General features: G+C 37.9%; 11 protein-coding genes and 2 pseudogenes. 3 read left to right on the top strand and 10 right to left on the bottom strand.

All coding sequences use genetic code 11. From position 1 onward, the window contains the following. The 9 genes and pseudogenes from IM485_RS00070 to IM485_RS00030 form a co-directional block, all read right to left on the bottom strand. A partial coding sequence (locus IM485_RS00070; protein WP_287740402.1) for a tetratricopeptide repeat protein occupies nucleotides 1-603 on the bottom strand: 603 nt, incomplete at its 3' end. A 636-nt stretch (nucleotides 604-1,239) separates the two neighbouring features. Then, nucleotides 1,240-1,692, bottom strand: a pseudogene (locus IM485_RS00065) (NB-ARC domain-containing protein); the annotation flags it as partial. Nucleotides 1,693-1,788: 96 nt separating this feature from the next. Further along, nucleotides 1,789-2,136, bottom strand: a complete 348-nt coding sequence (locus tag IM485_RS00060; protein WP_287740401.1) for a hypothetical protein — start codon at nucleotides 2,134-2,136, stop codon at nucleotides 1,789-1,791. 223 nt (nucleotides 2,137-2,359) lie between these two features. After that, on the bottom strand, nucleotides 2,360-2,629 hold the full coding sequence (locus IM485_RS00055) for a type II toxin-antitoxin system HicB family antitoxin (protein WP_104398157.1): 270 nt from the start codon (nucleotides 2,627-2,629) through the stop codon (nucleotides 2,360-2,362). Continuing rightward, nucleotides 2,626-2,817: a type II toxin-antitoxin system HicA family toxin gene (locus IM485_RS00050; RefSeq protein WP_002745088.1), complete on the bottom strand. Its 192-nt coding sequence runs from the start codon at nucleotides 2,815-2,817 to the stop codon at nucleotides 2,626-2,628. Before IM485_RS00050 ends, IM485_RS00055 begins: the two co-directional genes overlap by 4 nt. Further along, complete coding sequence (locus IM485_RS00045) at nucleotides 2,814-3,017, bottom strand: hypothetical protein (RefSeq protein WP_104398158.1); 204 nt, start codon at nucleotides 3,015-3,017, stop codon at nucleotides 2,814-2,816. Before IM485_RS00045 ends, IM485_RS00050 begins: the two co-directional genes overlap by 4 nt. Before the next feature lie 9 nt (nucleotides 3,018-3,026). Then, nucleotides 3,027-3,179 (bottom strand): hypothetical protein, encoded by a 153-nt coding sequence (locus IM485_RS00040; protein ID WP_287740400.1) that lies wholly within the window; start codon nucleotides 3,177-3,179, stop codon nucleotides 3,027-3,029. Nucleotides 3,180-3,338: 159 nt separating this feature from the next. Continuing rightward, entirely contained in the window at nucleotides 3,339-3,497 is a 159-nt protein-coding gene (locus IM485_RS00035; RefSeq protein WP_287740398.1) for a hypothetical protein, read from the bottom strand. Between the two features lie 175 nt (nucleotides 3,498-3,672). After that, the gene (locus IM485_RS00030) at nucleotides 3,673-3,882 is read right to left on the bottom strand and encodes a type II toxin-antitoxin system HicB family antitoxin (protein WP_287740397.1); all 210 of its coding nucleotides are present in this window, start codon (nucleotides 3,880-3,882) and stop codon (nucleotides 3,673-3,675) included. A 203-nt stretch (nucleotides 3,883-4,085) separates the two neighbouring features. Here IM485_RS00030 and IM485_RS00025 point away from each other — a divergent pair, with 203 nt between their 5' ends. Together IM485_RS00025 and IM485_RS00020 are read left to right on the top strand one after the other, a co-directional pair. Next, nucleotides 4,086-5,378: a sugar ABC transporter substrate-binding protein gene (locus tag IM485_RS00025; protein WP_287740396.1), complete on the top strand. Its 1,293-nt coding sequence runs from the start codon at nucleotides 4,086-4,088 to the stop codon at nucleotides 5,376-5,378. A gap of 2 nt (nucleotides 5,379-5,380) precedes the next feature. Further along, nucleotides 5,381-6,691: a mechanosensitive ion channel family protein gene (locus IM485_RS00020; RefSeq protein WP_104398162.1), complete on the top strand. Its 1,311-nt coding sequence runs from the start codon at nucleotides 5,381-5,383 to the stop codon at nucleotides 6,689-6,691. A 45-nt stretch (nucleotides 6,692-6,736) separates the two neighbouring features. Here the strand turns inward: IM485_RS00020 and IM485_RS00015 are convergent. Continuing rightward, a protein-coding gene (locus IM485_RS00015) for an ISKra4 family transposase (RefSeq protein WP_287740395.1) occupies nucleotides 6,737-7,791 on the bottom strand; the annotation gives its coding sequence in 2 pieces (ribosomal slippage) (nucleotides 6,737-7,635 and nucleotides 7,635-7,791; 1,056 coding nt in all). A gap of 96 nt (nucleotides 7,792-7,887) precedes the next feature. Between IM485_RS00015 and IM485_RS00010 the strand changes: the two are divergent. Further along, nucleotides 7,888-8,902 (top strand): annotated as a pseudogene (locus tag IM485_RS00010) (ISL3 family transposase); the annotation flags it as partial. Nucleotides 8,903-8,928: the final 26 nt, after the last annotated feature.

The following is an 8,928-nucleotide window of genomic DNA, read 5'->3' as shown; positions in this document are numbered from 1 at the left end:
TTCCAAAATCGCCAGCGCTCGCAACAGGAGTGGTTCTGCTTCTGCGTATTTCCCTTGAGACTGATAAAGACTGGCCAGATTGTTGAGACTTTGAGCAACATCAGGATGCTCTTTTCCTAATTGCTTTTCCAAAATCGCCAGTGATCGCAAAAAGAGAGGTTGTGCTTCTGCGTATTTCCCTTGAGATCCATAAAGACTCGCCAGACCGTTGAGACTGTAAGCAAAGTCACGATGATTTTTGCCTAATTGCTTTTCCCTAATTGCCTGCGCTCGCAAAAAGAGAGGTTGTGCTTCTGCGTATTTCCCTTGAGCGCGATAAAGTTCCGCCAGATTGTTGAGACTGGTCGCCACATCAGGATGATTTTTGCCTAAGCGTTGTTCACTCAGAGTTAAACAGCGTTCACAATAAAGAACCCCTTGCTGATAAAGTCCCTGCGCTCGATAAAATGCACTTAAGCCATAAAAAGACCACGTTAAATCTTCATTATCTAACCATTGATCTAATTCCTCTGCAACAACTTTTAGATGCTCAATATCCGGCTCCAAGTTATCAATGTCTTTTAAGGTCAAAGTCCTCTTAATAGTTTTCGCAATCCCAACCATCACCTGACAATAGGCTCGCTTTGCTTCCTCCTTAAACGCCGATGCTTCTAACTTATCGCGCAAATACATCCGAATTAAAGTATGCAACTCATAGTTCTGACTATCAACATCATTTAGCAAATTTAAATTTACCAAATGTCGTAAATCAGTCCTAGTCGGTATCGGTAAATCAGGGGGATAAATAGACGCGGAAACCGATTTAGATAGACCAAACCAGCGTGAAAATGTCGGAAAATATCTCTCTATAGCTCCCCTTTTTAAGGGTTGGGGTTGGGGGTATCTCTCCTCAAACAAAGACAAAATTAACTTTTCATTAATCCGACTTTCTGCAAATAAACTGAGCCATTCTCCTGCTAATCGAGAACTCTCACTCAACTCCCCCCAACTCAACTCAAACGCTGCTGCTACCCCCCTTTGCGCCGTCATAAAAGCATTTTGGGGAAATTGTAAACTCTCATCCTTTAATTTTTGCGCCTGTAACTGTTGTAAAATTTCGGTTAACCCACAACTCATATACTGTCCATAGCGTCCCACCAACTCAATCCCTAACGGTAAATACCCCAACCATTTGACTAATTCTCTGGCTTTTTCTGGATTATTTACTACCGCATTGGGTAAAAAGACAGCTAACAATTCTACCGCCGCATCAGGACTTAACACTTCTAAATCAATCGGGTTAAAATTACGGGCAATTTGTTCATTACGAGTTGTAATAATAACTTTAAACCGCTTTTCTCCTTGAGGCGGCAAATAGTCTTTAATTTGTTCATAGCGACGCACATCATCAAAAATAATTAAGGCTTGATCCTGCTCATTTTTGAACCAATTATGCCAACAAAAACGAATCCGCTCTACCAATTCGCCTTCTGTCGGTAAAATTAATCCTAAATGAATCTGAGCAAAAGTTAAAATACTCAAACCTGGATCGCTTTCTGCTACATTTAACCAAAGAATCCCCCCTAGATAGGTTTTGTTTTCCCATTCCCGCCAACTATACTGTAACGCCAATTCCGATTTACCAACGCCACTCATCCCCGTCAACGTCGAAATCGCCACGAGGTTAGCTTCCTGTAATTGGGTTGCTAATTGGTTTAAAACTTCATTACGTCCAACAAATTTCTTGAACCCACTATTGGGTAAATTGTGCGGGTTTTGTTTAACCTGCTCCCCTACAGGCGGCTGTGGTCAGTTGAAGTTAAAAGTCGGATTATGAATTGTTCCTTGATTAACAATTCCAACATTTTTCATCATATTAATAACGTAAGGATTAGATTGATTTTCCTTAAACACTTGTTCTGCAACTTTTTGTATTTCTGGATCTTCCAGTAAAATCGCCATTACCTCAATGGTTTCAGATAACAAAGCAGGATTTTGATTAGCGGATTGCAACTTTTTTAAAGTATCAGGAGACTTCGCTCCGATTAAATTTGTCAGTTTTTCAAGGGAACCATCTAAGACAAGCTCCCCCACACGGGCCAACGCTCCCCCCAAAATAATCGTGACTGTTGTAGCCAATAGCGTTAAAAGTTCCATGGTACGACTCCTTGCTAGTAAATGGCACTTAATTAATTGTTAGATAGTGTAACAGGCTTCTGGTTCTTGTGTTTTATCTTTAATAAGATTATAGCCTGTGAAATAACAAAATGCCTACCCCGTGGAACAGGCTTCTAGTTCCTGTACTTGATCTTTGATCAGATTAAAGTAAAAGCTTTAATTCCAGTTTGCTCAAGTTTGTCGTTCATTTTCCTTAATAAAACTAAGGTTTAACTAACACTTGATCTATGGGAATATGAGTTAGAAAAAATGCTTCTCCTTCCGAATCTTGCAAAGCTTCTAAATAGGCATCAATCCCTCGCGGTTGGGGCAAGTTTTCAACATCTGCCAAATGCAAAGCCAAAGCTGATCGCATTTGCTCCGTTGTTTCTTCTAGAGTCGCACCTGTTGCTACACAACCCAATACATCGGGTGAATAAGCTGAAAATCCCGTCTCACTTTTTTCGAGAACAATTAGATATTTGTCGATCATTTTAACCCTGCTTGTTTAAGAATACTAGCTAAAGTTCCTTTACGAACATCATCACTTAATTTGCCAGCAACAGTCACCTTTCCCCTTTTTGTTGGATGCTCATATTGGCGATGACTACCGACTGTATTAACGAGAAACCAGCCATCTTTTTCTAATAATTTAATGACATCTCGAATCTTCGTAGTCATAAACTTACTCGATGTAACCCAAAAATTTCTTCTCGACTGACATTTTCATCGTCAAGACCTTCCTCTATTGCCTTGGCTAGAGCAATATCCTCTATTACTTCATAAATTACATCTGTTAAAGTTTCCCGTTCTTGCAATAATAACTCATGCAGAACCTCTTTAACAATAGACTTGAGTGCTTGGGCTTGATCTTCTAACATTTTTGTCTCCTAATCAATGTTTTGCTTAATTTTAATAGTCGCTTTTCCTGTAACCCTTACCCCTTTTATGCCAATTTGTTCTGTTTTAGTCGTTGTTTTTCCTTTCACTGTTTGATCAATTTCAGCATCTAGTTCTCCCGCTTCAAAGTCATCTAATACCAATTTTCAATAGTCGTGACTAACATCTAAAAGCGCAATTCCTGTCCGAGAGCGGAATTGCGCTTTGGAATAATCAACTAAGTCTGTCATCACTTTTGAAAAATGATATAAACCAACTTGGCTGATTTCCCCTGCTTGAATTTCCTGTCCTAAAATTCGTAACTACTCAGCAAAAAGAGGATCTTCAGCCAAAATTATATCCAAATTTTTAGTGATAGTTTCAATGGCCGTAAAACGCTTGGCCAAATCTCCTGTACCTGATTTAATGAACTCTTGGATTGCCAGAGTTACCAGTACACTCGCGGTTAAAGGGTCAGTCATCTTTAACTCCTTCAGGGTTTGGGTTGAGAGATTCTCTGTTCAGCGTAAGCCTTACGCCTCTAACGGTTTAGGGGATTACTCTCATAATAAAGCAAAAATTACTTATTGGCTGACGTTTTCATCATTTATTTCGGGGTTGTCGGTTCTGACTGAAATGTAATAGAGGATATTTGAGCTATGGGGAAATAGCCTGGGGACGTGAGAGAGATTTGCCCAGTGCAGTGTAGTCTTCGATAAGGAGATATAGAACTTCAAGGGCATTTTGTAGGGCTGCATTGTAGGTTTCACCATGGGTATGAGTATAGGGTCCAAACTCAGGTAAATGGGCGATAAATTTTTGGTCTTCATCTGACCATTGAATGGTGATGCTGTAGTGATGGGTCATGGGGTGTTTTCCTCGTCTAGATTTTGTAGTTCTTGCAGGGCATTTTGGACTAATTCTATTATGGCAGCCGATAGTAACTGGGATTACTGCTATACTGGTGGCTCTTGACAAAAGATCATGTTAATTATTTTTCTGATGAAGATTATTAGTCACCTTTTCATGTACGATGAATATATGGCAAGATTTTTGAAGGATCACGAGCGATGCAATTTCTAAGGCTCAGAGTTAAAACTGTTTGGAGAAGTAAAAAAATAAGGGGAATTATATCGCTCCTATTGCTTTTTATCTTGATGCCAATTTTTCTTTATGCCTGTTTTAGTGATCTTCCTACTCAATCATCGGAGCAACTGCAAGGAACCCTCTTGGTTTGGTATCCAGAAGAGGGAAATTTAACTGAAATACTAGGTCTCGGTTTGCAAGAGTTTGAAAAATTAAATCCGCAAGTGACAATTCTCGAACAAGCTATTCCTATCGATGAGATACCCGAACGTTTTTTTAAACAATCTCAAAGCGGATTGGGTGCTAGTGTTATTCTAATTTTTTCGAGAAATATACCCAGATTAGTATCCCAAGGGGTACTGAAGGAAATTGACCAGAAAAATCTAGATTTATCTATTTATTATCCCCCGACGCTGAAACAAGTTAGCTATCAAGGAAAAATCTATGGCATTCCTTTAGGTTCTCGTACTAATGTACTGTGTTACAATCAAAAAAAATTACAAGTTAGTACGGATCCGCTGCTGAAGCAACCTCCCACCAGTTTAGAGGGATTAGTGGAACGTGCGCGCAAAGGCTATTCTGTGGGGATAGTTTCCTCTTTTGAAGATACTTTTTGGGGAATGGCAATTTTTGGCGGCTATTTGTGGGATGATCAGGGTAGGCTGCAACCTCGCTTGGATGGTTGGGCAAAATGGCTAGAATGGCTAAAACTTGCCTCGTCACAGCCTAATTTTATCCTCAATCGTCAACGGGAATTACTTCACGAGGCCTTTGCTAGAGGCCGCTTAACCTATTATGTGTGTAATTCTATTGAAATTGCCGATTTAAAAAACAGCCTCCAAGATGATCTCAGAGTCGCTTTACTTCCCCAAGACACTCAAGGTAAAGCAGCACCAATTCTCTATACACGGGTGATGGTATTTAATCGCAATAATAGTGATAATGAAAATAGTTTGGGGTTAGCTTTAGGAAAATTTCTCTCTAATCCCGAACAACAATTACAAGCAATCATCCAAACAGAAAGTTTTATTCCCACTAATCGACGGGTACAGATCGAAGGAAAATTACTACCGATCGAATCGGTATTATTACAACAATCTCACAATGCCGTGGCAGTTCCTCTGGATGATTGGGAAAAGTTGAATAAAATTTTAGAAGAGGGAGAATTTTGGTATGAAAGAGCGATCGCTGGTGAAATATCTTCCTCAGCAGCAGCCCAAAAACTGACACTTTATATTCAATCAGATCTCGATCAGGAAGTCAGGAAAATAAATTAATTATGAACAACAATATTCCCTCTCTTTCGGAAATAATTGCTAACCAATTATTATTTTTAGGACGCAGAAATGTTCAAAATCAATTAACGACTATTTTTCTTTCCTTAATTGTTGCTTGGTTATTATCAAAATGGTTATGGTCTTACTTAGAAAAAAGATTTCCTCACGTTACCAGTTTGATCCATAGTAAGGAAAAGTTAACCCTCCGTCAATATTTTGCTATCCTGATACAGTTTCTTAATTTTCCAGTTATTAGCCTGATTTTACTTAACCTAAATTATCTGATTTTTTTCGGTCAAAATTGGACAAGAGGAATGATTAGTTTATCTATAAAACTCCTGTGGTTTTATTTAGTTTATCGTGGTTTATTAGCTGGACTATACGCCAAGTTTTCCGTCAAGACAATTAAATATTATCATTTGCGGCTTTTAGCACCTTTATTGGTGTTATTTCTCCTGAGAACGATTATTAGTTTCTACAATAATATTCAGGAAATCACCAAAGTATCTCCTTTCAATTTATTCAATAGTCCGATCACATTGGGAAGCATATTTATTTTGATAATAGCTCCCTATTTTCTAGTAATTGTTGTTGATCTTATAGAGAGTATAATTCTGAGCATTACTAATTTAAATCAGCAAGCTAGTCGCGGTGAAATTGAAGCAACTTTACTTTTAGGACGTTATTTTTTCATTGTCTTAGGCTTTATTCTCATCTTGGGTTATGTGGGAGTTAATGCAACAGCAATAGCGGCAATTACTGGCGGTTTATCGGTGGGTATTGGTTTCGGTATGCAGCAAGTGGTAAGTAATTTTATTAGCGGTATTTTACTATTATTTGAAAAAGTTCTTAAACCTGGTGATATCATTAATATTGAAGGGCAAACTTCTCAGGTAAAAAAGCTAGGTATTCGAGCGACAACAGTGCAAATCCTCACGGATAATTCTGAAAAAATTATCCCCAATCAAAAGTTTTTTACTGAGGATGTCACCACCTATACGGGTAGTGATAACTTGATTTATTGTTCAATTCTTATCGGAGTTGGTTATAACTCTAACGCACAACAGGTGATGAATTTATTGCTAGACATTGCTGACCAACATCCTCACATACTTAAAAACCCACAACCAGTAGCCTTTTTTCTTAATTTTGATCATTCTAGTTTAAACTTTGAATTAAAGTTCTGGTTGGATGATGTTAACAGGAAAAAGCGAGTCATTAGTGATATTAATTGTGTCATTCTTGCTCGGTTTACTCAACAGGGTATCGAGATTCCCTTCCCGCAGCAAGATATTCACATTCGCAATAATTAGCAATTTAATTAGGGAGCATCCCAGATTTGCAATGAGTAAAAGTAATCATGTAATAGCTTCGTTGAGATAAGCACAGCGTAACCTCAATATTTGAGGGACGTTTTCCGACTTCCAACAACCCCCTGCTATTTGTATTCTCTTGCCAATTTGTTTGATTTTTGACTCTACACTTCCTGAGCCAATGCAGATACCTAAGTCTTGATAGAGTCCATAATCTGGCATTCTGCTTTCATGTTTCTTCCTATAGTTGATGAAGTTAATTGCTTCCTTTTGTTTTGAACCGTTCAATTCTTTAATTGCTGAATCTTGCTCCCCTTGCCATAAGTACGTTTCTATTTGCCTCTTTACTTTTTTTGAAACTTTCACTTTATGGATATTTTCCACCAAGTGATACCAATCCAATACTTCCCTTCTTTCCTCTTTATCTATCTTTTTTATCAGATTCCAAATCCCATCATGTCCATCGCCTAAGCAAGTTACTACTCTCGCTAATGGTTGATTGTTTATGCAAGTGATTAATTCTTCCTGCGCTTGAAAAAATGCTGCACATACCTGACCATGTAAGCTTACTGCTTTATAATTTTTCCAGATACTTTCTTCACCGACGTTATTTCTTACTCTTACTGTTCCGCCATTTATGCTTAGACTTTCTATTTTCCCTTTACTTTGAGCCTCTTCAAATTCATACCCTAATGCTAATCGGTGTTGACTGCTTTTTGAGACGGACATTCCCGTCATCATCTTGATTGTTTGTTCTCCTCTCTCAAATGACTCACAAGCTACAATATTTAAGCAGCATTTTTCTAAATAAGGACTCACTTTTTTATTTTTTTCTAACCCTAGCTTTTTCGCCTGTTTTTCTGTAATTTTTACCTTTCCGATAATACTGTCCACTGTTCTTTCTCTTGCTGCTTTTGTTGCTGTTATTGTTTCAAAAAAAAACGGCCAATTGCTGGAGTTACGACCGTCAACATTTGCTCTCGTACCGCTAGTTCTATACTTTCAAAGCTTTCCAAGTCTTCTTTTTGCGTATTTCTGACTAGGATTTCTGCGATGGCTGCAAAATGGTCGTCTAATTTTTGCTTATCTTCAATGTTCATTTTTTGTACTCCAGTTTTTATAACTTTATTAGATTATCCCCTTTTCCTTTCTTTGTAACCAAGCATTTATACTTGCTGCAAATTTGGGATGCTCCCACCTACACAGACAGATTTAGAAAAAAAATAGTGGCCGAAGTCCTGAATAGTGATCTCAAAAATACGGCAGAAAGAAATGGAGTAAGCGAACGAGAAATAGAAACGATGCTCAAAGACTTAGGAGAAGACTTAATAACCGCAAAACCTCAAGGTCTAAAAAAACTAGGAATAGATGAAATAGCCATGATAAAGGGAAAAGGAAATTACTATGCTGTGTTAGTAAATATAGACACAGAAAAAATTGTAGGCTTAGTGGAAAAAAGAACAGAAGAAGCATTAACAGAATATCTGAAACACTGGGGAGAAGAGGTTTTGATCCAAATAGAGGAAGTAAGTATAGACCTGTAGATAGGGTATAAAAATGTGGCAGAAAAACTAATGACTCAAGCGCAAATAGTAGGAGATAGATTCCCTGTAATAAAACAAGTAAATAACGAGCTAGATGAAGCCAGAGAGGAGGTAAAAAGAGAGGCAGCCAAGATAAAAAATAAGAAAAATAAAGAAAATATCTTAGCAGGAATAGCCAAGAGCAAATATGCCTTATTAAAGAGTGAAGGAGACTTAGTAGAGAAAGAAAAGAAAAAATTGGAGGAAGTATATATAGCGTTTCTGATTCACAAGAGGTACATTCCCGATCCTGAACAGCTTAATCAGCAAAGGTTAAAGTGTGCCGCACAGATGCGAGAACCGCTATAAAGTGTCTCCAAAACTTGGGGAAATGCACAAATTAAAAGAGGAATTTAGAGAAGTATTTGAGAAAAATACGGAGGGGAATGAGGGATTATTTGCCTTGAGCGATTGGATAAAAAAGGCGATGGCTTACTTTCCTAAAAGCTGCCAGACAATTCGGCGGTGGATTGACGAAATAACTGCCTATTTTGATAACCGAACAACCCAGGGAACAGTGGAAGGAATTAACAATAAACTGAAGCTGATAAAAAGGAGAGGCTATGGATTTAGAAACTTTAAAAACTTTAGTCTTAGATGTTTATTAAATTGGCATTTTGCTAGTTGATTTTACATGGTAAGTTCGGAAGAACC

The sequence above is a fragment of the Microcystis sp. M169S2 genome (genome assembly GCF_020245865.1).
Lineage (GTDB): Bacteria > Cyanobacteriota > Cyanobacteriia > Cyanobacteriales > Microcystaceae > Microcystis > Microcystis ichthyoblabe_A.
The sequence above is the reverse complement of the archived record's forward strand: the minus strand, read 5'-3'. Positions and strand labels throughout refer to the sequence as shown.

Coding starts and splice junctions, on each gene's coding strand:
- IM485_RS00060 (WP_287740401.1), bottom strand. CDS start 2,136: ATGGAACTTTTAACGCTATTGGCTACAACAGTCACGATTATTTTGGGG.
- IM485_RS00055 (WP_104398157.1), bottom strand. CDS start 2,629: ATGATCGACAAATATCTAATTGTTCTCGAAAAAAGTGAGACGGGATTT.
- IM485_RS00050 (WP_002745088.1), bottom strand. CDS start 2,817: ATGACTACGAAGATTCGAGATGTCATTAAATTATTAGAAAAAGATGGC.
- IM485_RS00045 (WP_104398158.1), bottom strand. CDS start 3,017: ATGTTAGAAGATCAAGCCCAAGCACTCAAGTCTATTGTTAAAGAGGTT.
- IM485_RS00035 (WP_287740398.1), bottom strand. CDS start 3,497: ATGACTGACCCTTTAACCGCGAGTGTACTGGTAACTCTGGCAATCCAA.
- IM485_RS00030 (WP_287740397.1), bottom strand. CDS start 3,882: ATGACCCATCACTACAGCATCACCATTCAATGGTCAGATGAAGACCAA.
- IM485_RS00025 (WP_287740396.1), top strand. CDS start 4,086: ATGCAATTTCTAAGGCTCAGAGTTAAAACTGTTTGGAGAAGTAAAAAA.
- IM485_RS00020 (WP_104398162.1), top strand. CDS start 5,381: ATGAACAACAATATTCCCTCTCTTTCGGAAATAATTGCTAACCAATTA.